19 protein-coding genes are annotated in these 23,233 nt (G+C 65.1%); 7 read left to right on the top strand and 12 right to left on the bottom strand.

Annotation, left to right across the window (positions count from 1 at the left end; translation table 11 throughout):
* Positions 1–265: 265 nt before the first annotated feature.
* The 5 genes from U5A57_RS22830 to U5A57_RS22850 form a co-directional block, all read right to left on the bottom strand.
* The gene (locus tag U5A57_RS22830) at positions 266–730 is read right to left on the bottom strand and encodes a YchJ family protein (protein WP_321913905.1); all 465 of its coding nucleotides are present in this window, start codon (positions 728–730) and stop codon (positions 266–268) included.
* A 62-nt stretch (positions 731–792) separates the two neighbouring features.
* Positions 793–1,470, bottom strand: coding sequence for an SDR family oxidoreductase (locus U5A57_RS22835; protein WP_321913906.1), 678 nt, complete (start codon positions 1,468–1,470; stop codon positions 793–795).
* 86 nt (positions 1,471–1,556) lie between these two features.
* Entirely contained in the window at positions 1,557–2,753 is a 1,197-nt protein-coding gene (locus U5A57_RS22840) for an acetyl-CoA C-acetyltransferase (protein WP_321913907.1), read from the bottom strand.
* 63 nt (positions 2,754–2,816) lie between these two features.
* On the bottom strand, positions 2,817–4,619 hold the full coding sequence (gene aceK, locus U5A57_RS22845) for a bifunctional isocitrate dehydrogenase kinase/phosphatase (protein WP_321913990.1): 1,803 nt from the start codon (positions 4,617–4,619) through the stop codon (positions 2,817–2,819).
* A 31-nt stretch (positions 4,620–4,650) separates the two neighbouring features.
* Positions 4,651–5,082: a MerR family DNA-binding transcriptional regulator gene (locus tag U5A57_RS22850; protein WP_321913908.1), complete on the bottom strand. Its 432-nt coding sequence runs from the start codon at positions 5,080–5,082 to the stop codon at positions 4,651–4,653.
* Positions 5,083–5,207: 125 nt separating this feature from the next.
* Between U5A57_RS22850 and U5A57_RS22855 the strand changes: the two genes are divergently transcribed.
* Positions 5,208–6,278: an MBL fold metallo-hydrolase gene (locus U5A57_RS22855; RefSeq protein ID WP_321913909.1), complete on the top strand. Its 1,071-nt coding sequence runs from the start codon at positions 5,208–5,210 to the stop codon at positions 6,276–6,278.
* A gap of 71 nt (positions 6,279–6,349) precedes the next feature.
* Here U5A57_RS22855 and lolA read toward each other — a convergent pair whose 3' ends face one another.
* A complete protein-coding gene (gene lolA, locus U5A57_RS22860; protein WP_321913910.1) occupies positions 6,350–7,057 on the bottom strand; it encodes an outer membrane lipoprotein chaperone LolA in 708 nt (235 codons plus the stop codon).
* Between the two features lie 81 nt (positions 7,058–7,138).
* On the bottom strand, positions 7,139–9,460 hold the full coding sequence (locus U5A57_RS22865; RefSeq protein ID WP_321913911.1) for a DNA translocase FtsK: 2,322 nt from the start codon (positions 9,458–9,460) through the stop codon (positions 7,139–7,141).
* Between the two features lie 416 nt (positions 9,461–9,876).
* Between U5A57_RS22865 and trxB the strand changes: the two genes are divergently transcribed.
* Both trxB and U5A57_RS22875 read left to right on the top strand, forming a co-directional pair.
* Positions 9,877–10,872, top strand: coding sequence for a thioredoxin-disulfide reductase (gene trxB / locus U5A57_RS22870; RefSeq protein WP_321913912.1), 996 nt, complete (start codon positions 9,877–9,879; stop codon positions 10,870–10,872).
* 201 nt (positions 10,873–11,073) lie between these two features.
* Positions 11,074–11,850 (top strand): Smr/MutS family protein, encoded by a 777-nt coding sequence (locus U5A57_RS22875; protein ID WP_321913913.1) that lies wholly within the window; start codon positions 11,074–11,076, stop codon positions 11,848–11,850.
* 99 nt (positions 11,851–11,949) lie between these two features.
* Here U5A57_RS22875 and U5A57_RS22880 read toward each other — a convergent pair whose 3' ends face one another.
* The 4 genes from U5A57_RS22880 to U5A57_RS22895 all read right to left on the bottom strand — a co-directional run bounded on the left by U5A57_RS22880 (position 11,950) and on the right by U5A57_RS22895 (position 16,272).
* The gene (locus tag U5A57_RS22880) at positions 11,950–13,071 is read right to left on the bottom strand and encodes a sn-glycerol-3-phosphate ABC transporter ATP-binding protein UgpC (protein WP_321913914.1); all 1,122 of its coding nucleotides are present in this window, start codon (positions 13,069–13,071) and stop codon (positions 11,950–11,952) included.
* A 31-nt stretch (positions 13,072–13,102) separates the two neighbouring features.
* The gene (locus U5A57_RS22885) at positions 13,103–13,960 is read right to left on the bottom strand and encodes a carbohydrate ABC transporter permease (RefSeq protein WP_321913915.1); all 858 of its coding nucleotides are present in this window, start codon (positions 13,958–13,960) and stop codon (positions 13,103–13,105) included.
* Positions 13,950–14,891 (bottom strand): sugar ABC transporter permease, encoded by a 942-nt coding sequence (locus tag U5A57_RS22890; protein ID WP_321913916.1) that lies wholly within the window; start codon positions 14,889–14,891, stop codon positions 13,950–13,952. Before U5A57_RS22890 ends, U5A57_RS22885 begins: the two co-directional genes overlap by 11 nt.
* A 133-nt stretch (positions 14,892–15,024) precedes the next feature.
* The gene (locus tag U5A57_RS22895) at positions 15,025–16,272 is read right to left on the bottom strand and encodes an ABC transporter substrate-binding protein (protein WP_321913917.1); all 1,248 of its coding nucleotides are present in this window, start codon (positions 16,270–16,272) and stop codon (positions 15,025–15,027) included.
* Positions 16,273–16,847: 575 nt separating this feature from the next.
* Between U5A57_RS22895 and zwf the strand changes: the two genes are divergently transcribed.
* The 3 genes from zwf to U5A57_RS22910 all read left to right on the top strand — a co-directional run bounded on the left by zwf (position 16,848) and on the right by U5A57_RS22910 (position 21,009).
* Positions 16,848–18,317: a glucose-6-phosphate dehydrogenase gene (zwf, locus tag U5A57_RS22900; RefSeq protein ID WP_321913918.1), complete on the top strand. Its 1,470-nt coding sequence runs from the start codon at positions 16,848–16,850 to the stop codon at positions 18,315–18,317.
* A gap of 93 nt (positions 18,318–18,410) precedes the next feature.
* Complete coding sequence (pgl, locus tag U5A57_RS22905) at positions 18,411–19,112, top strand: 6-phosphogluconolactonase (RefSeq protein WP_321913919.1); 702 nt, start codon at positions 18,411–18,413, stop codon at positions 19,110–19,112.
* A complete protein-coding gene (locus tag U5A57_RS22910) occupies positions 19,093–21,009 on the top strand; it encodes a bifunctional transcriptional regulator/glucokinase (RefSeq protein WP_321913920.1) in 1,917 nt (638 codons plus the stop codon). Before pgl ends, U5A57_RS22910 begins: the two co-directional genes overlap by 20 nt.
* 70 nt (positions 21,010–21,079) lie before the next feature.
* On the opposite strand, the gene U5A57_RS22915 is transcribed toward U5A57_RS22910, so the two are convergent.
* On the bottom strand, positions 21,080–22,312 hold the full coding sequence (locus tag U5A57_RS22915; RefSeq protein ID WP_321913921.1) for a Bcr/CflA family multidrug efflux MFS transporter: 1,233 nt from the start codon (positions 22,310–22,312) through the stop codon (positions 21,080–21,082).
* A gap of 209 nt (positions 22,313–22,521) precedes the next feature.
* On the opposite strand from U5A57_RS22915, the gene U5A57_RS22920 reads away from it, so the two are divergent.
* Positions 22,522–23,151 (top strand): hypothetical protein, encoded by a 630-nt coding sequence (locus U5A57_RS22920; protein WP_321913922.1) that lies wholly within the window; start codon positions 22,522–22,524, stop codon positions 23,149–23,151.
* Positions 23,152–23,233: the final 82 nt, after the last annotated feature.

Raw genomic sequence — 23,233 nt, forward strand, 5'->3', positions numbered from 1 at the left:
AATATTTGTTGTGCAATTCAGGGGTAACCCGGCATAAGGCATGCCAACCGCGCGCGGCCCTATGAAGCATGGCGCACACGCGGCTTTCGATCAGTCGCGAACGCGGGAATTTTTAAAAAGGTCCGGGAGGCGAGCGTCGCGCGCGGACAACAGCCGCGCGATTGCTCAGTAAGCGCTTGTTTGCAAAGGCATTATTTCCGGCGCCATGACGACGAACCGGGGTGGGAACTCGCGCCGGCAAATTACGGCGGCAGTCAGTTATTCGTTAGCTTGATGAAACTTCGCCGTCAACGTAACGCCAGCGGCCGTCCTCGCCGCGCGTGAAGCGGCTTGTTTCGTGCAGCCGGAACGCGCGGCCGCCCGTCTTGTAGCGCGCGACAAATTCGACGATCGCATGCGTGTCGTCGCGTTGTTCGTGGCGCTTGACGGCAAGTCCGAGCCAGCGCGGGGCGCCAACGGCCGCGGGGTCCACGTCGAGATCGGCGGGGCAGGTCTCGCTCGCCCACGTCGAGCGCAAGTACGCTTCGTCGCCCAGTGCATACGCCGTGTAGCGCGAGCGCATCAATTCGAGCGCCGTGGCGGGCACCGCAGCGTCGTCGATGAAGCGGCCACAGCACTGCGCGAAGCGCGGCGCCCTCGCGCCCGGCTTCTGGTTGGGCGCAGCGCCGCCGCAGGGACAATCTGCGGGGCGGGTGGTTTTCCCGGTACCGCGGGCGGTTTCAGCGTTCATGAGTCAGGGCTCCGTTGCGAGAACCCGCAAGCGTAGCGCAGACAAGCGGCGCTTTACCAGGCTTACCAGTCGAGTTCCGTGCCGTCGTACTGGAAGAAGCGGCCATTGAAGACGTCGCGCGCAGCGGCCGCCTCGGCCACCACCTCGCGCATGCCGGCGACGCTCGCCTCCGGGTCGATCGCCGCGTGCGCGCCGCCCATGTCGGTGCGCACCCAGCCCGGATGAAGCGCGACGCAGGTGGCGCGGCGCGTTTGCAGCGAGGTGATTTTCAGCACGTCGTTGAGCGCGGCCTTGCTCGCGCGATAGAGCCAGCCCGTCGTGCCCGTGGTCTCCGCAATACTGCCCATGCGGCTCGACAGCACGGCGAGCACACCGTGGGCCTCGTCGACGAGCGGCAGCAGGATCGGGATCAGTTGCATCGGGCCGCGCACGTTGGTGTTCATCACATATTCGAAGTCTTCGGCCGTGATGGTTTCCACGCCTTCGGTGCGCGGGCCATAAACGCCCGAGACGACGAGCGCCACGTCGAGCCGCACGCCGTCGAGCTTCAAGCCGAGCGCTTCGATTTCCTCGGGCCGCGCGATGTCGAGCTGGAAGGTCTGCGCGCCGATTGCGCGCAAGGCTTCGAGCGCTTCGGGCCCGCGCGCCGTGGCCAGCACGCGCCAGCCGGCCTTCGCATACTGCCGCGCAAACTCGAGACCCAGGCCTCGCGACGCGCCCACGATCAACGCTGTTTTCATCTCGTCACCTTTTTTGTCCGTGCATTGAAACGCTGCAGCGCGCCGCCTCGCCGCTCTCGACGCGGCGCGCTTCACCTGGCGCTAGCCTACAGCAGTTCGACGCCCATCGCCGTGGCTTCTCCGCCGCCGATGCACAGCGTCGCCACGCCGCGTTTGCCGCCGCGGGCGCGCAACGCGCCGATCAGCGTCACGAGAATGCGTGCCCCCGACGCGCCGATCGGATGACCGAGCGCACACGCGCCGCCGTTCACATTGACCTTCTCGTGCGGCAGATCGTGCTCCTTCATCGCGGCCATCGTGACCACGGCGAAGGCCTCGTTGATCTCGTAGAGATCGACATCGCTCGCTTTCCAGCCGGTCTTCTCGAACAGCTTCGTGATCGCACCCACCGGCGCGGTCGTAAACTTCGAGGGCTGTTGGGCGAAGGTGGAATGACCCGTCACGCGTGCGAGCGGCGTGAGGCCGAGCTGCTTCGCCGTCGATTCCCGCATCATCACGAGCGCCGCCGCACCGTCCGAGATCGACGACGAGTTCGCCGCCGTCACCGTGCCGGTCTTGCTGAACGCGGGCTTGAGCGTCGGGATCTTGTCGAGGTTGGCCTTGAACGGCTGCTCGTCGCGCTCGATGGTCGTTTCACCCGCACGCGAGGCGACCTTCACCGGCGCGATTTCCCACGCGAACGAACCGTCCTCGTTCGCACGCTTCGCGCGCTTGAGCGACTCGATCGCGAACGCGTCCTGGCGCTCGCGTGAAAAGTCGAACTCTCCCGCGCATTCTTCCGCGAACGTGCCCATCAGGCGGCCCTTGTCATAGGCGTCTTCGAGACCGTCGAGGAACATGTGATCGAGCACCTGGCCGTGGCCCATGCGCATGCCGGCGCGCGCCTTCGGCAACAGGTAAGGCGCGTTCGACATGCTCTCCATGCCGCCCGCGACGATCACATCGGCCGAGCCCGCCAGCAGCATGTCATGCGCGAACATCGCCGCGCGCATGCCAGAGCCGCACATCTTGTTGACAGTCGTCGCACCGGCGGCAAGCGGGAGCCCCGCGCCGAGCGCCGCCTGGCGCGCGGGCGCCTGGCCCTGCCCTGCGGGCAGCACGCAGCCCATCACCACCTCGTCGATCTGCTCAGGCTTCAGGCCCGCGCGCTCGACCGCCGCTGCGATCGCTGCCGCGCCGAGCTGCGGCGCAGTGAGCGACGCGAAATCGCCCTGAAAACCCGCCATCGGCGTACGCGCCGCCGAAACGATCACGATGGCGTCCTGCTTTTGTGTCTCACTCATGTTTCTGCTCCTTGATGAATCCGCTTGAATCCTTGTGAATCCGTTTTAATTCGTTAGCCACGCTCAAGCGACGCGCACCACCGGCGCGTCGTCACGCGTGAATCGTTCGGGGTAACGCACGCTAAACCGTATCGATGCGTCGTAGGGAAAGCAGTCCGGCACCTCGCCCGCGATGAGCTTCGCGCGGCTCTCCTGCCAGAGCGCGGGCTCGAAGAAATCTGCGTGATGCGCAAGAAATGCGCGCTTCACGCGCGGGTCGCCGAGCAGGAAGGTGCCGTACGTCTCGGGAAAAATATCGCGAGGGCCGACCGGATACCATGTCTCGCCCGATAATTCGTCTTCCTCATTACGCGGCGGCGGCACGGCACGCACGTTGCAATCGGTGAGATATTCGATCTCGTCGTAGTCGTAGAACACCACGCGGCCGTTGCGCGTCACGCCGAAATTCTTGTAGAGCATGTCGCCCGGAAAGATGTTCGCGCGCAGCAGGTCTTTAATCGCATTGCCGTATTCGCGAATGCCGTGCTCGACTTCGGCGTCGCTGCCGTTCTGCAGATAGAGATTGAGCGGCACCATGCGCCGCTCGATGTAGACATGGCGGATGACGAGGTTGTCGCCCTCGTACTCGATCATCGACGGCGCAAGCGTTTCCAGTTCGCGCACGAGCGCTTCGTCAAGGCGCGCAACAGGTAGCGCAACGCTCGAATATTCGAGCGTGTCGGCAAGCCGCCCAAGGCGATCGTGGCGCTTCACGAGCTGATACTTCTGCACCACCTGCTCGCGCGTGGTTTCCTTGGGAGCGGGAAAGCTGTCCTTGATGACCTTGAACACGTACGGAAACGAAGGCAGCGTGAACACGATCATCACCATGCCGCGTATGCCGGGCGCGATCATGAACCGGTCGCTCGAATGCCTGAGGTGGTGCAGCAAGTCGCGATAGAACAGGTTCTTGCCCTGCTTCTGCAACCCGAGCGACGTGTAGATCTCGCCCTTGGCCTTGCGCGGCATGATCGTGCGCAGAAACTCCACGTAGGCGGACGGCACTTCCATGTCCACCAGAAAATACGAGTGCGAAAAGCTGAAGAGGATGAGCAGTTGCTCGAGGCGCAGCAGCACCGTGTCCAACGCGAGCTTGCCCGCCTCCACGTGACGCACCGGCACGACGAACGGCGCAAGCAGATCGCCGTTGATGATGCGCCCGACGATATACGCGCCTTTGTGCCGGAAAAACAGCGACGAAAGCACGTGAATCTGGAAGTTCGGCTTGGGCTCGACTACGCCGAAGGTGTCGAGCATGGTCTGCATGATGCAGTCGACGTCGCGCCCGAGGTCTTCGAAGGGCGTTTCCAGCTGGAAGTTCGTGACGATGCGCTCGAGCGTCGCTGCGAGGCCGTCCTTGCCCGGATAGTACGCACGGTAGGTGGGCTTCGCGGCAGGTTCGTCGTTCTCGATGTATTCCGTCGAGATGGCAGGCCGCACGAAGATGAAATCGTTGTTGAAGTACGAGCGGTGCAGGATCTTGCAGCACACGGAGTTGAAGAACGTCTCCGCGCATTCGGGCTGCCGGTGCGTCGTAAGGAGGCCGATGTAGTGCAGTTTGATCTGCTGCCAGACTTCGCCGTCGATGCTCTCGGCGCCGTATTCGTCTTCGAGCACGACCACGCACTCCTTCACGCGTTCGTCATACGAAGCGATACGTTCGCGCGCGAGTTGCTGCAGCGCATGCCAGTCGGCGGCTTCGAAGAGCGTGCGCGCCCGCACGGCCGCTTCGCAGAAGTTGCGGTAGTGACGGTTGAAGCCGTCGAGCATGGTCTGCGCGACATCGAAGCCGATCTGCGAAGAGAGCAGTTTCGGGAAGTGTTTCATGGCGGCCATGCCCGTTTCGCAAGCGCGGGCGTCAGGTTTTCGCGGGAGCGCCGCTTTCGTGCGCCGCGCTCTCGTGCGCCGCATTCCGGTCGAGCAGCGCGCGCGCCTGGGTCTCGTACTGCGCGAGGTCTTCGAGCGTCGCGTCAAGGTCCGCGCGCTGGCGCTCGAGTATCTCGCGGTGATGGACCACCGTGTCGAGGAACGCCTGGAGCTGCGGGAGCGTGTCGGTCGGCGACTCGTAGAGGTCGAGCAGCGTGCGGATCTCCGAAAGCGTGAAGCCGAGCCGCTTGCCGCGCAGCGTCAGCTTGAGCCGCGTGCGATCGCGCCCCGAAAAGACGCGCTTCAGCCCCCCCGCGCCTTCGCGGCTCGGCGCAAGGAGGCCCTGGTCCTCGTAGAAGCGGATCGCGCGCGGCGTTACGTCGAATTCCCGGGCAAGTTCGGTAATCGTGTACTGGGTCGTCATGATGTGCGGAAGGCGGCTGGCCCGGCTGTGGTCTGCACGACAGCGCGAGGAACGATAGAATCGACGTTTACGTTATCGTCAAGTACGCGGTTGCGCAACCGGCGAGACAGGAGAAGACACCCACAATGAACGCCCTCGAACACCAACTCGACTATCCCTACGCCGACACCCTGCCGGAGCCTGGCCTTGCCTTCGACGTCGCGCCCGGCGTGAAATGGCTGCGCATGCCGCTGCCGTTCGCGCTCGACCACATCAACCTGTGGCTGCTGCGCGACGAGATCGACGGCCAGCAAGGCTGGACCGTGGTGGACTGCGGCATCACCAACGACACCATCAAGGAACGCTGGGAAGCGGTGTTCGAGAACCAGCTGGAAGGCCTGCCGGTGCTGCGCGTGCTCGTCACGCATTGCCATCCCGACCATATCGGCCTTGCTCACTGGATTTGCGCGGGCGGCGACAAGGCACGCTGGGACGTGCGCCTGTGGGCCACGCTCGGCGAATACATGCAGGCCCGCGTGATGGCCGCCGGCGACGGCTCGAACGCGGGCGGCGAAGGCGCGGCGCGCCATTTCGCGCGCCACGGCCTCACGGACGAAGCCTCGCTCGACAAGCTGCGCAACCGCCGCGGCTATTACGGCAGCCTCGTTCCCGCGCTGCCCACACAGTATCGCCGCCTGCGCGAAGCCGATACGGTGGCGATCGGCGGGCGCGGCTGGCGCGTCATCACGGGCTACGGCCATTCGCCCGAGCACTGCGCCCTCTTTTGCGAGGAAACCGGCGTGCTGATCTCCGGCGACATGGTGCTGCCGCGCATCTCGACCAATGTCTCCGTGTTCGACATGGAGCCGGAAGGCAATCCGCTCGGCCTGTACCTGGAATCGCTCGGCCGCTACGAAACGCTGCCCGAAAATACGCTCGTGCTGCCCTCGCACGGCAAGCCGTTCAGGGGCGTGCGCACGCGTATCGCGCAGCTGCGCGCGCACCATGACGCCCGCCTTGCCGAAGTGATGGAAGCCTGCGAGCGAGCGCCGCAAAGCGCCGCCGACATCGTGCCGATGATGTTCAAGCGCGAGCTCGACATCCACCAGATGACCTTCGCCATGGGCGAAGCGCTCGCGCACCTGAACTTGCTGTGGCTCGCGGGCAAAGTCACGCGCTCGACCGGCGCGGACGGGGTGATCCGGTTCGCCGCCTGATTACCTGGCGCACACAAAGTAAAACGGGCGGCCCGTAAGGAGCCGCCCGTTTTTACGTGGCGCGATGCGCGTTAGTTCGAGCCGCCCGTGATCAGATCGGCGCCTTGCGGCCGCACGAACTTGAAGGTCGAAGCCGGCAGCGACGGGTTCTTTTCGATGTTGGAGAACGTGAGCAGCGTCACGTTGCCGAACACATCGTGCAGTTCCATGGCTTCGAGGTTGCCGTCGCGAAAGCCGATGCCCACACTCTTGAACTGCGTGTCCTTCGACTTCGGAATCAGCTCCAGCCAGTCGATGCCGTTCTTCACGCCCGCATCCGAGAGCGTGAAGTTCTTGTCGAGATCGTTGCTGCCGAACAGGATCGCCGCCGGGCTCGCGCCGAGCGCGCCGCCGAGCTTGCGCTCGGTCACCTGGTTCAGGTCCTTGTCGTAGACGTAGAGGTTGTCGCCGTCCGACTGCAGCAGCTGCTGATACGGCTTCTCGTACGACCAGATGAACTTGCCGGGCCGCGCGAACACGAATGTGCCGCTCGACGTCTTGGCGTTCAGCGTGGCCGTGGCAATGGCGTCGCTGGCGTTCTTCGCACCCGAAGGCGCCTTCAGTTCGCGCTGCACGAAGCTGCCGCGCGCGGAGTGGACCTGCGAGACGAACTGCTTCAGTTGATCGGTGCCGCTCGCATACGCCTGCGAGACCATCAGGACCGACGCGCCAAGCGCAAGGAACAGCATGCGGCGCGCGGTGCGCGCAAAGCGGGTCGGAAGTCCAGCCGGATACTGCATCTATCGTTCTCCAAGAGGTGTGTCTTTGGCCGCCGGAAATGCCGGAAAGGTTGGCAAAGCGGCGGCCAGGCGCGGCGTGGCCTAGTCGGCGTCGCCGCGGTTGGGCACGAGGATCTCGCGGTTGCCGCTCGATGACATCGCCGAAACGAGCCCGGATTGCTCCATCTGTTCGAGCAGCCGCGCCGCGCGGTTGTAGCCGATGCGCAAGTGCCGCTGCACGAGCGAGATCGACGCGCGGCGATTCTTGATGACCACTTCGACGGCCTGATCGTACAGCGGATCGGACTCGTCGCCGGTGCCGCTGGTTCCCGCAGCCGTACCCTCGTCGCCCTCGCCTCCCACCGCGCCTTCGAGGATGCCCTCGATATAGTTCGGCTCGCCCTGCTCCTTGAGCTTCTCGACGACGCGGTGCACCTCGTCGTCGGAGACGAACGCGCCATGCACGCGCACGGGCATGCCCGAGCCCGGCGGCAGGTAGAGCATGTCGCCCATGCCGAGCAGCGACTCGGCGCCCATCTGGTCGAGAATCGTGCGCGAGTCGATCTTCGACGACACCTGGAACGCCATGCGCGTGGGCACGTTGGCCTTGATGAGACCCGTAATCACGTCCACCGACGGGCGCTGCGTCGCGAGAATCAGGTGAATGCCCGCCGCACGCGCCTTCTGCGCGATACGCGCGATCAGCTCTTCGACCTTCTTGCCGACCACCATCATGAGGTCGGCGAGTTCGTCGATCACGACCACGATATGCGGCAGCTTCTGGCACGGCTCCGGATCGTCCGGCGTGAGGCTGAACGGGTTCGGGATCTTCTCCTCGCGCTTGTTCGCCTCTTCGATCTTGTTGTTGTAGCCCGCGAGATTGCGCACGCCAAGCTTGCTCATGAGCTTGTAGCGGCGCTCCATCTCGGCCACGGTCCAGTTCAGCGCGTTGCCGGCCTGGCGCATGTCGGTCACGACCGGGCAGAGCAGATGCGGAATGCCCTCATAGACGCTCATTTCGAGCATCTTCGGGTCGATGAGGATCATGCGGACCTGCTCGGCGCTCGCCTTATACAGCAGCGAGAGGATCATCGCGTTGATCCCCACCGACTTGCCCGAGCCGGTCGTGCCGGCCACGAGCAAGTGGGGCATCTTGGCGAGATCGGCGCAAACCGGCTTGCCGCCGATATCCTTGCCAAGGCCCATGGTGAGCGCCGAAGGCGCGTCGGCATAGACCGCCGAGCCGAGAATCTCGGAAAGGCGCACGGTCTGGCGGCGCTGGTTCGGCAACTCCAGCGCCATGAAATTCTTGCCCGGAATCGTTTCCACCACGCGGATCGAGACGAGCGAGAGCGAACGCGCAAGGTCCTTCGCGAGGTTCACGATCTGGCTGCCCTTCACGCCCGTGGCCGGTTCGATCTCGTAGCGCGTGACGACCGGGCCCGGATACGCGGCCACCACGGCCACGTCCACGCCAAAGTCCTTGAGCTTCTTCTCGATCAGGCGCGAGGTGAATTCGAGCGTGTCGTCGGAGATGGTTTCCTGGGTGGCCGCAGCCGGGTCGAGCAGCGAGATTGCCGGCAGCGTGGAGTCGCCCGGCAGGTCCTTGAAGAGCGGCACCTGGCGCTCTTTTTCCACGCGCTCGGAGCGCTGCGGCGTGACCACCGGCGGCACGATCGTGACCGGCTCGTGCTCCTCGATCTTCACGCGGCCGCGCTCGACCTTGCCTTCGCGCTTCACGGCCGCCGCTTCGCCGAGCTTGCGGTCGCGGCCCGCCTCGCGGCGCAGTCTGGCCATGGTCACGGCGTTGATGATGGATTCGCCGACTTTTTCGGCAACCGAAAGCCACGAAAAGCGGAAATAGAGTGAAAGGCCGATCGCGAGCGCGAGCAACAGCGCGAGCGTGCCACCCGTGAAGCCGAGTGCGTGCGAAACGCCGCGCGCCACCGCCCCGCCCACCACGCCGCCGGGCGCCTGAGGCAATTGCACCTTGAGCGACCACATGCGCAGCGCCTCGATGCCGCAGCTCGACAGCATGACGAGCACGAACGACAAGGCTTCGGCGACCCAGCTGATGTCGCGCGGCTTGTCGTCGTCATCGTCGGCAATCGCCTCGTTGCGCGTGATGCGCTGATAGTTCGCCGAGATGAGGCGCGCGAGCAGCACGATCCACCAGTAGGCGGACAGGCCGAACAGCAGCAGCAGGATGTCCGAGACGCGCGCGCCGACGCGTCCCGCCCAGTTCGAGATGTGGTCGACCTGGGCCGCGTGCGTCCAGCTCGGGTCGTGGCGGCTGTAGCTGATGAGCGCCATCAGCAGGAACACGCCTAGCGCGACCTGCAGGATCCAGCGAATTTCGGTGAAAAGGCGCGACATGCGGTGAGGCAATGCCTGCGCCTGCGCGGAATAAGGAGCTTTGGCCATTGAATCCTGGGCTGATTCTTGATGCGTTTGCGGTCCGCCAGTGCTTCCGTATGCCCGAAACCCCGGGCAGACGGGCGCGGCCGCCGTCGTCCGATCCGGCCTATTGTAAACGCGTTGTTTCGGCCCCGGCGGCCCCACGCTGTAAATGACGGTAACTGACAACGGTGTGGGGGCGGCGTCAGGCTGCGCCAGATGCGGCGATCCGCCGCCCTGCGCGCGCCGCGACAGCACCCAGGCTATCGCTGCGATCAGTAAGCTTCATCGAGCGGCCGTCTTCCCCCGCCTTTATAATTGCGGGCTGATGCCCAACTACATGCGTGAGCCCCGCCACAACGCCGGGCGCGCCCAGGCCGGCCGCCCCTGAGCCGGCCGCCCGATATATCGCGCCACGCAGCGTCTTTCTACGGAATTCGATCATGTCTGCAACCAAACACGCCAAAGTTCTGATTCTCGGGTCCGGCCCCGCCGGCTACACGGCAGCCGTCTATGCGGCGCGCGCGAACCTTTCGCCGCTGCTCGTCACCGGCCTCGCCCAAGGCGGCCAGCTCATGACGACGACCGACGTCGAAAACTGGCCCGCAGACCCGAACGGCGTGCAAGGCCCCGAGCTGATGCAGCGTTTTCTCGAGCACGCCGAGCGCTTCAACACGGAAATCGTGTTCGATCACATCCACACGGCCAAGCTCAATGAAAAGCCCATCCGCCTGATCGGCGACTCGGCCGAGTACACCTGCGACTCGCTCATCATCGCGACCGGCGCGTCGGCGCAATACCTCGGCCTGCCGAGCGAAGAGCTGTACATGGGCCGCGGCGTCTCGGCCTGCGCGACCTGCGACGGCTTCTTCTACCGCAACCAGCACGTCGCCGTGATCGGCGGCGGCAACACCGCCGTTGAAGAAGCGCTGTACCTCTCCGGCATCGCGAAGAAGGTCACGGTCATTCACCGCCGCGACAAGTTCCGCGCCGAGCCGATCCTGATCGACCGCCTGCTGGAAAAGGAAAAGGAAGGCGTGGTCGACATCAAGTGGGATCACGTGCTCGACGAAGTGAAGGGCAACGAAGGCGGCGTGAACGGCCTGCGCATCAAGAACGTGAAGACGGGCGAGACCACCGACCTCGATCTGCAGGGTCTGTTCGTCGCGATCGGCCACAAGCCGAACACGGACATCTTCGAAGGCCAGCTCGAGATGAAGAACGGCTACATCATCACGAACGGCGGCCTGAACGGCAACGCCACCGGCACGAGCGTGCCGGGCGTGTTCGCGGCCGGCGACGTGCAGGATCACGTGTACCGCCAGGCGATCACGAGCGCGGGTACGGGCTGTATGGCCGCACTCGACGCGCAGCGCTACCTCGAGACCGTGAACGAGCTGGGTCAGGCGCATGTGATGAGCGCCGAAGCCGAACGCTAATTAGCGAACGGTGTGGCGCCCGACACTTCGATCGGGCGGTACGCAAACGCGCGGGGCGCCACGCCGCTAAAATAGCGGTCTGAAGCCCGGCGGCGCAGCAGCAACGAGGGCCGCGGCCAGCCAGCCGGCGGCCCTTTGCTTTTGCGACGGTTCGCGCGCAGCCAACGATTCACCCAGCCGATTTACCCAGCGTCTTTCGCCATGCCCAAGAACGTGCCCCATCCGGGCGAGCCCAAGCGCCCCGCCTCCGTACGCCCTACGCCGGCGCCCACGCCTGCCCCCGCAGCGGACGACGGCGTGCCCGGCAAGGCGGCTTCCGGCTTCGCCGGCCTCGGCAGCCTGCGCGACGCGCTTAAGGTGCAAACCCGTCAGCGCGAGCGCGAACGCGTGGCCGCGCAGGCGGCGCGCGTCGAAGCCGCCGCCGACAGCGACCTCTTTCGCCGCGAGATCGGCCAGATCGCGCCGCTCAAGCAGCCGGCTCGCGCGCAGCCGCGCCGCGAAGCCCCCGTGCCGCTGCCGCTGCAAACGCGCCTGGACGAGCAGGCCGTGCTGCACGAAGCGATCTCCGACGAATTCGACCCGGAAGCGCTGCTCGACACCGACGACTCGCTGTACTACCACCGCCCCGGCGTGACCGAAGAAGTCGTCAAGAAGCTGCGGCGCGGCACGTGGATCGTGCAGGCGCAGCTCGACCTGCACGGCATGCGCCGCGAAGAGGCGCGCGAGGCGCTGCAGAACTTCATCCGCGAAGCAGGCAAGCGCGGGCTGCGCTGCGTGCGCGTGATCCACGGCAAGGGCCTCGGGTCGGTCGGCAAGGAGCCGGTGCTCAAGGGCAAGGTGCGCGCGTGGCTCGTGCAGAAGGAAGAAGTGATCGCGTTCTGCCAGGCGCGGCCGCACGACGGCGGCGCGGGTGCGGTGCTCGTGCTGTTGCAGCCGCATCCGGTCGGGCACGGACAGCATCATCATCACGCGCCCTGACCGAACCCGTTATCGGCGTGTCGACATGAAAAAACCCCGTTGGCTGCGTGAGCAGCAACGGGGTTTTTTATCGCGCCAGCACTATCTGGCGAACGAAGATCAGGCGATGCGCGCTTCCGTCTTCGGGTCGAACAGCACGGCCTTCGAAACGTCGAACAGCAGCTCCATGCTGTTGAGCGGCTGCGGGTTCGAGCCCGGGTGCACGCGGCTCACGATACGCTTGCCGTTGACCTGCGCGAACACGAGCGTGTCCGGACCGGTCGGCTCGATCACGTCGACCTTCACCGAATGGCGCTGCAGTTCGTGGCCATGGCCGTCGTGCGAGCTGCGCGCGTCGGTGATGCGCTCAGGGCGCAGGCCCAGCACCACTTCCTGGCCGATGTAGCTGCGCAGCTTGTTCGCGTCGAACAGCGGCAGGTTCAGCACGTTGCGCGCCACGCCCGTGTCGAGTTCGATGCCGACGCCCGAGCCCTGCTCCACCAGCTTGCCTTCGATGAAGTTCATCGGCGGTGCGCCGATGAAACCCGCGACGAACAGGTTCGACGGCGAGTCGTAAATGTCCTGCGGCGCGCCGAACTGCTGCACGATGCCGTCCTTCATGACCGCGATACGGTCGCCGAGCGTCATCGCTTCGATCTGGTCGTGCGTCACATAGACAATCGTCTTGCCCACGCGCTGATGCAGCAGCTTGATTTCCGAGCGCATCTCGATACGCAGCTTGGCGTCGAGGTTCGAGAGCGGTTCGTCGAACAGGAACATGATCGGGTCGCGTGCGAGCGCGCGGCCCATCGCCACGCGCTGGCGCTGGCCGCCCGAAAGCTGGCCCGGCTTGCGGTCGAGCAGATGCTGGATCTGCAGCATGCTCGACACGCGGTCGACGATCTGTGCCTGTTCCGACTTCGGCACCTTGCGGATGTTCAGACCAAACGAGATGTTCTCGCGCACCGTCATCGACGGATAGAGCGCGTACGACTGGAACACCATTGCGATATCGCGATCTTTCGGCGAGAGGTTGTTCACCACCTTGCCGTCCATGCAGATCTCGCCCTTGGTCACGGTTTCGAGACCCGCGATCATGTTGAGCAGCGTCGACTTACCGCAACCCGAGCCGCCGACCAGAATCAGGAACTGGCCGTCTTCGATGTCGATGTTCACGCCCTTGAGGACGGGGACCCCGTTCGGGTAGGTCTTGTAGACGTCGCGAATGGAAAGGCTTGCCATGCTATGAATCCTTTTAATCGAATAGAGCTTCTTAGCCCTTCACCGCGCCCGCCGTGAGACCGCGCACAAAGTAGCGGCCGGCGATGACGTAGACGAGCAGCGTGGGCAGCGCGGCGATGATCGCGCCGGCCATGTCGACGTTGTATTCCTTCACGCCCGTGGACGTGTTCACGAGATTGTTCAGCGCCACCGTGATCGGCATCGAATCGACACCCGAGAACACGATACCGAACAGGAAGTCATTCCAGATCTGCGTGAATTGCCAGATCAGGCACACCATGAAAATGGGCAGCGAGATCGGCATCATGATGCGCGTGAAGATCATGAAGAAACCGGCGCCGTCGATGCGCGCGGCCTTCACGAGTTCAGCGGGCACGCTCACGTAGAAGTTGCGGAAGAACATCGTGGTGAACGCGATACCGTACACGACGTGCACCAGCACCAGACCGCCGATCGTGTTCGACAGGCCGAGGAAGCCTTCGAGACGCGCCATCGGCAGCAGGATGGCCTGGAACGGAATGAAGCAGCCCACCAGCAGCATCGTGAAGAGCGCGTCCGCGCCGCGAAAGCGCCAGTGCGTGAGCACGTAGCCGTTGAACGCGCCGATGATCGACGAGATCAGCACAGCCGGAATCACCATCTTCACCGAGTTCATGAAGAACGGCTGCATGCCGTCACAGCGTACGCCGGTACACGCTTCGCTCCACGCCTTGATCCACGGCGCGAAGGTCGGGCTCGTGGGCAGCGAGAGCATGGTGCCCGTGTGAATCTGGTCGAGCGACTTGAACGACGTCGACAGCATCACGTAGAGCGGGAACAGGAAGTACAGCGCGAACAGGATCAGCGCCGCGTACACGACCACGCGGCTCACAGTCATCTTAGGCTGCATTGCGCGTGCTCCTCGATTCCAGATACATGAGCGGCACGAGCACGGCCACGACAGTGGCGAGCATCATCATCGACGAAGCTGCGCCGACGCCGAGCTGCCCGCGGTTGAACGAAAACGTGTACATGAAGATGGCCGGCAGCGACGACGACGTACCCGGGCCGCCCGCGGTGAGCGCGACAACGAGGTCGAACGTCTTGATCGTGATGTGGCACAGGATCAGCAGCACGGAGAAAAACACCGGACGCATGCTCGGAATCACGATCTTGCGGTAGATCGTGGGCAGCGTCGCGCCGTCCACCTGGGCCGCCTTGAAGATTTCGCTATCGACACCGCGCAGGCCGGCCAGGAACAACGCCATGCAAAAGCCCGTGGATTGCCACACGGCGGCGACCACGATACAGAAGATGGCGCGGTCCGGGTTGTTGAGCCAGTCGAGCTGGAAGCTCGTCCAGCCGATGCTGTGCATCACCTGCTGAATGCCGAGGTCCGGATTGAAAATCCATTGCCAGGCCGTGCCCGTCACGATGTACGACAGCGCCATCGGATAGAGGAACACCGCGCGCAACGCGCCTTCCTGACGGATCTGCTGGTCGAGCAGGATCGCGAGGAACAGCCCGAGTGCCACGCAAATCGCGATGAACGGGATGCCGAACCATCCGAGGTTCTGCGCCGACGTCCACCAGACGTCGTTGGAGAACAGCTCGCGATAGCGGTCGAGACCCGCGAAGTCATAGCGCGGCATCAGTCGCGAAGTCGACAGCGACAGGTAACCGGTGATGAGGATAAAGCCGTAGACGAATACAAGGCTGATCAGAATGCTGGGCGAAAGCACCAGCTTCGGGATCCAGCGGTCTGCGAGCGCCGCCATCGGCGACGCGCGGCGGGTAGCAGGCGTAGCAGCCTTGCCGTTGCCGCTAAGAGAAGCAGTCACTGCGCAACTCCTGGTACGGTGCGAAAACATCTTCCGCACGATGATGGGGTTCAGAGGGTGAACCGTCATGCCCGGGGTGCGCCACGTGTGGCGCACCCCGTCTTACAGCACTAACCTTCTACGCTCACTTCGCTCACTTCGTCTTCGCAGCCTTCGCGAGCGCTTCCACCGCGCTCTTCGAATCCTGGTTCGAGTTCATGAACTTCGTCACGACGTCGGTGATCGCACCGGCCGTCGCGTCCGGCTGAGCCATACCGTGCGCGAGCGACGGCACATAGCCGCCGGCCTTGATCGCGGTTTGCTCATCCGCGTACGACTTCTTGGCGCAGTCGTCGAACTTGCTCATGTCCACGCCCAGGCGAACCGGGATCGAACCCTTGTACAGGCTGAACTGCTCCTGGAATTCCGGGCTCATGATCGTCTTGGCGAGCGCGAGCTGACCCGCCGTTGCAGCCTTCTGGCCCTTCTGCTGGAAGAACACGAACGAGTCGACGTTAAAAGTGTAGGCCTTTGCGGTGCCCGGCACTGCTGCGCAGACGTAGTCCGTGCCCGGCTGCTTGTTCGCGCTCGCGAACTCGCCCTTTGCCCAGTCGCCCATGAACTGCATGCCGGCCTTGCCGTTGATGACCATGGCCGTGGCGAGGTTCCAGTCGCGGCCCGTGCGGGCGTTATCCATGTACGACTCGATCTTGCGGACCGTGTCGAACACGCCGACCATCTGCTGCGACGTGAGGGTCTTCTGGTCGAGGTCGACGAGCGCCTTCTTGTAGAAGTCAGCGCCCTGCGAGAGGACCACGTCTTCCCACAGCGTCAGGTCTTGCCACGGCTGACCGCCGGCGGCGACCGGCTGGATGCCCGCGGCCTTGAACTTGTCAGCCAGTGCAAAGAATTCCGGCCACGTGGTCGGCGCCTTGCCGCCCACCTTGTCGAGCGCGGCCTTGTTGATCCACACCCAGTTCACGCGGTGCACCGAGAACGGTGCGCCGACATAGTGGCCATCCGCATGCATGATCTTGTCGATTTGCGGCGGGAGGTTGGCCTTCCAGTCGGTCGCGGCGGCGTCGATCGGCACCAGCACGCCCTGCTCCGCCCATTCCTGGATCAGCGGGCCCTTGATCTGTGCGGCCGTCGGCGCGTTGCCCGAGATCACCTGGGTCTTCAGTGCGGTCATGGCCGCCGCGCCCGCGCCACCGGCGACCGCGAAGTCCTTCCACACATAACCCTGCTTCGTCATGTCGTCCTTGAGCACGCCAACGGCCTTCGACTCGCCGCCCGAGGTCCACCAGTGCAGCACTTCGAGAGACTCGGCTGCTTGCGCCGTGGCGACGCCGCCCAACAGACCTGCTGCGCACAGGGCGCCCATGATCGCGCGGAATTTCATTGCTTATCTCCTCCAGACACCTGAACAAAAAACGATTGGCCCCTGATCGCCAGGGTGCGGTGGTTGGTCAAACAGGCAAAACAGGCAAAACACTGGACGGACGGGCGCCGGAGTGCCGCGCGCGCGTGCTTTTCGTTAGATGCGCGCGGGCCGCGTGCCGGTTACCGGCCGCAGGACGCTCAAGAGATGAGTGGATCTGAATGCAACTTGACTGTCTCCTCTTTTGATTTTCACCGGCCACCTGGCCGGCCGAGGCGCCGCTTGCGTCACACGGCCTTGAAGCCTCCGCACGCTGGGGAACCGGGCGCACGGCTCACTGGCAAGCCGGCTGAGTCCCGCGTGGTTCTCCGTTAACATGAGGGGGCATTCCGTCCGCTCGCGAATCCGCGCAAACCGCCTTGCTGGCTGCGTTTCACGCTTTTTTCATCGAATGAACGTTACCTCTTGATTTGGATTGTAGTTAAACTACAATTCAGTGTCAAAAAAAATTTTATCGGACTACGGCCGCCCGATCGCCCACATCGATGGACACCCGATGTACCCTGCAGCGGCCCCCAGGACTCTGACTGAGACTCATGCAAAACCAGATCGATTCAGGTTTCACGTTCGTGCTCTTCGGCGCCACCGGCGACCTGTCGATGCGCAAGATTCTCCCCGCCCTGTATGAAGCACACCGTTCAGGCATGCTCGCGGAGTCCGGCAAGATCGTGGGCGTCGCGCGCCACGAAGAGGATCGCGCGGCGTACATCCAGTGGGTCGACGAGCACGTCAAGCCGCATGTGACGAAGAACGGCGGCTTCGACGACAGCGCATGGGCCAGCTTCCTCGAGCGCATCGTCTATGTGAAGCTCGACCTCTCGCGCGCCGAAGACTTCACGCACTTGCGCGACGGCATCGCGTCGCTGCCCGGCATTCGTGTGTTCTATCTGGCTACGGGCCCGTCGCTGTTCGTGCCGATCTGCCGCGCGCTTGCCGCCGTCGGTCTGAACGAGAACTCGCGCATCGTGCTGGAAAAGCCGCTCGGCTACGACCTCAAGTCGTCCAATGCGATCAACGACGCCGTGGGCGAGATCTTCGCCGAAGGCCAGATCTACCGGATCGACCACTACCTCGGCAAGGAGCCGGTGCAGAACCTGCTCGCGCTGCGTTTCGGCAACGCGCTCTTCGAGCCGCTGTGGCGCCGCGAGTGGGTCGAGAGCATCCAGATCACGATTGCCGAGGAACTGGGCGTGGAAGCACGCGGCGATTTTTATGACAACACTGGCGCGCTGCGCGACATGGTGCAAAATCACCTGTTGCAACTGCTCTCGATCGTCGCCATGGAACCGCCGCATTCGATGGATTCGGATTCGGTGCGTGACGAAAAGCTGCGCGTGCTGCGCGCGCTCAAGCCGATCAACCCGCTCGACATCAGCAAGGTCGCGGTGCGCGGTCAGTATCACGCGGGCGTGATCCGCGGCCAGGCGGTGCCGGGCTATGCGACCGAGCATGGCGTGAAGCCCGAAAGCCACACCGAGACCTTCGTGGCGCTCAAGGTGGAGATCGAGAACTGGCGCTGGGCGGGCGTGCCCTTCTTCCTGCGCACCGGCAAGCGTCTTGCCGACCGCGTGGCCGAGATCGTCGTGAACTTCCGCCCGGTGCCGCATTCGGCGCTCGGCGCGCCGGCGCTGCGCCCCGGTGCGAACCGCCTCGTGATCCGCCTGCAGCCGAACGAGAACATCCGCCTCTACTGCCTCGCGAAGCAGCCCGGCGAAGGCATGAATCTCGCCAGCGTGCATCTGGATCTCGCGTTCGACCAGTTCTTCCGCGAAGGGCAGATGGAGGCTTACCAGCGCCTGCTGCTCGACGTGATCAACGGCCGCCTCGCACTCTTTGTGCGCCGCGACGAGCAGGAAGCGGCCTGGACATGGGTCGAGCCGATCCTGAACGAGTGGGCGGCTTCGCCGCGCGCGCCCAAGCCGTACGCGGCCGGCACGTGGGGACCCGCGGCGGCGAGCGCGATGCTCGCGCAGCACGGCACCTGCTGGCTCGAAGAAGAGAACTGATGGCATTGCATGGCTTCGCGCACCGCGAGCGCGAAGTCGGACCGGACAGATGAACGACCCTGTAGACCTACAAAAAAGCAGCATGGAGGAGAAGTGATCGAGCTTCACGTATTCGACGACCCGCGCGTCCAATCCGACGCGTTGGCGCGAGCCGTGGGCGACGCGCTACATGCGTCGCTCGCCGCTCAGCAAGCGGCGCCCGGTACTGCCGTGCGCCGTGCAACGCTTGCCGTCTCCGGCGGCACGAGCCCGCGCCCCTTCCTCGAGACCCTGTCGACGCACCGCTTCGACTGGGCGCACATCGACGTGACGCTCGTCGACGACCGCTGGGTGAGCGACACCGACTCCGCGAGCAACGCGCGCCTCGCGCGCGAGACGCTGCTCACGCACGAAGCGGCCAACGCGCGCTTCCTGCCGCTCGTCGATGTGGCGCAGGATCTCGACGCGCACGTCGCCGCGCTCAACGCCGACCCCGCCCGCAAGCTTCCGAACGTCGCCGTGCTCGGCATGGGCGAGGATGGCCACACGGCCTCGATTTTCGCCGACGCGCCAGAATGGCACGAAGCGATCACCACGGCGCGCCCGTTCGTGGCCGTGCATCCGCAGGCCGCGCCGCACGCGCGCGTTTCGTGGTCGATGCAGGCGCTGCGCCAGGTCGACCGGCTGTTCCTGCTGATCGCGGGACAGCGCAAGCTCGAAGTGCTGCAACAGGCCGCCGCGGCCGAACAAAACAACGCCATCTCGAAGCTGGCGAACGACAAGGGAGTGAGACTCGATGTCTACTGGTGCGCCTAATAAAAACGCCCCTGGCGCAGGCCAGCACGCCGACGGTCCGAGGCTGCTCGCCGACATCGGCGGAACCAACGCGCGCTTCGCGCTGGAAACGGGTCCTGGCGAGATCGGCCAGGTGCGCGTGTATCCGTGCGCGCAGTATCCGGGCGTTGCGGAAGTGATCCAGCAATACCTGAAGGACAACAAGATCGGCCGCGTGAATCATGCGGCCATCGCCATTGCGAATCCGGTCGACGGCGACCAGGTGCGCATGACCAATCACGACTGGACCTTCTCGATCGAAGCCACGCGCCGCGCGCTTGGCTTCGACACGCTGCTGGTCGTCAACGATTTCACCGCGCTCGCCATGGCGCTGCCCGGCTTGACCGACTCGCAGCGCGTGCAGGTGGGCGGCGGCCAGCGCCGCCAGAACAGCGTGATCGGCCTGCTCGGTCCGGGCACGGGTCTCGGCGTCTCGGGTCTCATTCCCGCCGACGACCGCTGGATCGCGCTTGGCAGCGAAGGCGGCCACGCCAGCTTCTCGCCGCAGGACGAGCGCGAAGACATCGTGCTGCAGTTCGCGCGCAAGAAGTGGCCGCATGTGTCGTTCGAGCGCGTATGCGCGGGGCCCGGCGTCGAGCTCATCTATCGCGCGCTCGCCGCACGCGACAAGAAGAAGGTGTCCGCGGACCTCAACCCGGCCGAAGTCGTGAAGCGCGCACACGAAGGCGAAGCGCTCGCGCTCGAGACCGTCGAATGCTTCTGCGGCATTCTCGGCAGCTTCGCGGGCAACATCGCGATGACGCTCGGCTCGCTCGGCGGCATCTATATCGGCGGCGGCGTGGTGCCGCGCCTGGGCGATCTGTTCACGCGCTCGTCGTTCCGTCAGCGCTTCGAGGCGAAAGGCCGCTTCGACACCTATCTCGCGAACGTGCCCACCTACGTCATCACGGCGGAGTATCCGGCGTTCCTCGGCGTGTCGGCCATTCTCGCGGAGCAGCTCTCGAATCGCGCGGGCGGCGGATCGTCGGCCGTGTTCGAACGTATTCGCCAGATGCGCGACGCGCTCACGCCCGCCGAGCGCCGTGTGGCCGACCTCGCGCTCAACCACCCGCGCTCGATCATCAACGATCCGATCGTCGATATTGCGCGCAAGGCCGATGTGAGCCAGCCCACGGTCATCCGCTTCTGCCGCTCGCTGGGCTGCCAGGGCCTCTCGGACTTCAAGCTGAAGCTCGCCACGGGCCTGACCGGCACGATTCCGGTGAGCCACAGCCAGGTGCATCTGGGCGACACCGCCACCGACTTCGGCGCCAAGGTGCTCGACAACACCGTCTCGGCCATCCTGCAACTGCGCGAGCACCTGAACTTCGAGCAGGTCGAGAACGCGATCACGCTGCTCAACGGCGCGCGCCGCATCGAGTTCTATGGGCTCGGCAACTCGCACATCGTGGCGCAGGACGCGCACTACAAGTTCTTCCGCTTCGGCATCCCGACCATCGCCTATGGCGACCTGTATATGCAGGCCGCTTCCGCCGCGCTGCTCGGCAAGGGCGACGTGATCGTGGCCGTCTCGAAGTCGGGCCGCGCGCCGGAACTGCTGCGCGTGCTCGACGTCGCGATGCAAGCGGGCGCGAAGGTGATCGCCATCACGTCGAGCAACACGCCGCTCGCCAAGCGCGCAACCGTGGCGCTCGAAACCGATCACATCGAGATGCGCGAGTCGCAGCTTTCGATGATCTCGCGCATTCTGCATCTGCTGATGATCGACATCCTCGCGGTGGGCGTCGCGATTCGCCGCGCTTCGCCCGATGCGGATCTCGGCAACGCCGTCGAAAAGGCGCGCGAACATGCCGACGACGACGCATCGGCCGTGCTCGACTGGCTGAGCCATGGCGCGTCGCCTACAGCGCGCGACTGAAGTCCGCTTAATCAAGCGATAAAAAATGGGACGCCTCGGCGTCCCATTTTCGTTTTGCGCTACGTCGACTTCACGGCGTGGCCGTTTGCACCGTGTCCGGCGCCGGCGTGCCGTGCCACTTCACAACGAGCGCGCGCCCCACCCACGTCATCAGGCCGCACACACCGATCGTCACGCCCATGCCGAACGGCGAGATACCCGGGAACCAGCCGACCACGGCGCTTGCGAGCGCGCCGAGGGCAAGCTGCGTCGCGCCGAATACCGCCGCTGCCGCGCCCGCGTTCTTCGGATAGCGGTACATGAGATCGGTCGCGCAGTTCGCGCCGAGCAGCCCCACCACGCTCACCACGAAGAAGAGGCCGAACACGATCGACCACAGGCCGCCCCAGCCGGTTACGCACATGAGCGCGACGAACAGCGACGCGACGATGCTCACGCCTGACGCCATCGACACCATGCGCAGCGTGCCGAGACGCCCGATGAAACGCGTGTTGAGGAAGTTGCCGAGCATGATGCCGAACACGTTCGCGCCGAAGAAGAACCCGTAGTGCTGCGGCGAAACGTGGAAATACTCGATGTAGACGAACGGCGTGGCGGAGATATAGGTGAACATCGAGGCGAACGCCATGCCGCCGCAGAGCATGTGCCCCCAGACGAGCGGATCGCGCAGCAAGCGTCCGTAAGCTGCGAACGAGCGCAGCACGGCTGCGCTTTCGCGCTTTTCCGGCGGCCAGGTTTCAGGCACGCGCAGGTAGGCCGCCACGGCGCACGCAAGGCCGAAGAGCGTGAGCACGACGAACACCACGCGCCAGCCGCCGATCAAAAGCAACTGTCCACCGATGAGCGGCGCGAGCAGCGGCCCGATCGCCGTGACGATCGCGACCATCGAGAGGACTTTGGCGGCGTCGGAAGGCTCGTGGGCGTCGCGCGCGATAGCCCGCGACAGCACCGAGGCCGCGCCCGCGCCGAGCGCCTGAAGGAAGCGGACGATCACGAGTTCGCCCACCGAGAACGAGAGCCAGCAGGCGATACTAGCCAGCGTGAAAAGCGCGATGCCGCCGAGCAGGACGGGGCGGCGGCCATAGGCGTCGGAAACCGGGCCGTAGAGCAGCATGCCGATCGAGAAGCCGGCCATGAAGCTCGTGAGCGTCGAGGCCGCGGCGGCGGCGCTCACGCCGAACGACTGCGCGATGGCAGGCAGGCTTGGCAAATACATGTCGGTGGCGAGCGGGCCACAGGCGGCGAGTGCGCCCAGCAACAGGATCAGCCGGCCATCGGGCCGGCGGCGCGGGGAATGGGACATGGTGTGTAGGGCGGCGGAGCGCGCGCGGCTCGCGCGTGCTCGATGTCATGGGCCGTTCTATCCGTCGCTGCGGGAGCGGACAAAACGGCAACGCAGTGCCGTCGAATTGTACCTGACGCCCTTTCTCCGCCCTTCGCCGCTCCCCATGCGGCATCGCCGCGGCTTTGCGCTAAGCTGCGCGCTTTCGCTCAACTTGCCACGTCGCCGACATGACAGCCTTCCTGCTCATCTGGAGCCCCAAGAAGTGGCCCTGGCCCGAACTGCCCGACTTCGCGCGCCGCGTGCGCGCCGGAGAAGCCGTCGCCGACACCTGGGGATGCGGTTTCGCGCGCGGCATCCTGCCGGGCGACCGGGTGTTCCTGCACCGCGTCGCCGCCGAGCCGCGCGGGCTCTTCGGTTCCGGCTACGTCACGCGCGCGCCCTACGAGGTGCCGGACGCCGCGTACAAGCGCGGCTACAGGCTGTGCATCGACTTCGTCTACGACTGGCTCGTCGACGCGGGCGAGGAAGTCGTCATCGCACGCGACGATTTACGTGCGCATCCGTTTTCAGTCCAAACCTGGGACGCACAGAGTTCGGGCACGGTCATCAAGCCGGTTGCCGAAGGCGCGCTGGAAAAGCGCTGGGCGGAGTTGACCGGGCGGCGGCCGATGCCGGTGCCGGCGCTCGCGGCCATGCAGGCGTGGCACGACGCGCACGCGGCATCGGCGGCGAACGATGCACCCGCACCGGGTGCAATTCGGCCCGCCCGCAAACGCGCAGCCGCCAAAGTCGAAGCGCGCGACACGGCGCCGCACCTCGTGCCGCCAGCGCGCAAACGCAGGCAGCCAACGCGCTGAATCCGGCCGCCCGGAGGTGCCCCGAGCCAACCCGGGGCTCCGGCCCGATCCGCGCGACTCCGGTACAATTTCGAGAGAACAG

Origin of the sequence: Paraburkholderia sp. J11-2, from assembly GCF_905220185.1 — a bacterium.
GTDB lineage: Bacteria > Pseudomonadota > Gammaproteobacteria > Burkholderiales > Burkholderiaceae > Paraburkholderia.

Coding starts and splice junctions, on each gene's coding strand:
- U5A57_RS22830 (WP_321913905.1), bottom strand. CDS start 730: ATGAACGCTGAAACCGCCCGCGGTACCGGGAAAACCACCCGCCCCGCA.
- U5A57_RS22835 (WP_321913906.1), bottom strand. CDS start 1,470: ATGAAAACAGCGTTGATCGTGGGCGCGTCGCGAGGCCTGGGTCTCGAG.
- U5A57_RS22840 (WP_321913907.1), bottom strand. CDS start 2,753: ATGAGTGAGACACAAAAGCAGGACGCCATCGTGATCGTTTCGGCGGCG.
- aceK (WP_321913990.1), bottom strand. CDS start 4,619: ATGAAACACTTCCCGAAACTGCTCTCTTCGCAGATCGGCTTCGATGTC.
- U5A57_RS22850 (WP_321913908.1), bottom strand. CDS start 5,082: ATGACGACCCAGTACACGATTACCGAACTTGCCCGGGAATTCGACGTA.
- U5A57_RS22855 (WP_321913909.1), top strand. CDS start 5,208: ATGAACGCCCTCGAACACCAACTCGACTATCCCTACGCCGACACCCTG.
- lolA (WP_321913910.1), bottom strand. CDS start 7,057: ATGCAGTATCCGGCTGGACTTCCGACCCGCTTTGCGCGCACCGCGCGC.
- U5A57_RS22865 (WP_321913911.1), bottom strand. CDS start 9,460: ATGGCCAAAGCTCCTTATTCCGCGCAGGCGCAGGCATTGCCTCACCGC.
- trxB (WP_321913912.1), top strand. CDS start 9,877: ATGTCTGCAACCAAACACGCCAAAGTTCTGATTCTCGGGTCCGGCCCC.
- U5A57_RS22875 (WP_321913913.1), top strand. CDS start 11,074: ATGCCCAAGAACGTGCCCCATCCGGGCGAGCCCAAGCGCCCCGCCTCC.
- U5A57_RS22880 (WP_321913914.1), bottom strand. CDS start 13,071: ATGGCAAGCCTTTCCATTCGCGACGTCTACAAGACCTACCCGAACGGG.
- U5A57_RS22885 (WP_321913915.1), bottom strand. CDS start 13,960: ATGCAGCCTAAGATGACTGTGAGCCGCGTGGTCGTGTACGCGGCGCTG.
- U5A57_RS22895 (WP_321913917.1), bottom strand. CDS start 16,272: ATGAAATTCCGCGCGATCATGGGCGCCCTGTGCGCAGCAGGTCTGTTG.
- zwf (WP_321913918.1), top strand. CDS start 16,848: ATGCAAAACCAGATCGATTCAGGTTTCACGTTCGTGCTCTTCGGCGCC.
- U5A57_RS22910 (WP_321913920.1), top strand. CDS start 19,093: ATGTCTACTGGTGCGCCTAATAAAAACGCCCCTGGCGCAGGCCAGCAC.
- U5A57_RS22915 (WP_321913921.1), bottom strand. CDS start 22,312: ATGTCCCATTCCCCGCGCCGCCGGCCCGATGGCCGGCTGATCCTGTTG.
- U5A57_RS22920 (WP_321913922.1), top strand. CDS start 22,522: ATGACAGCCTTCCTGCTCATCTGGAGCCCCAAGAAGTGGCCCTGGCCC.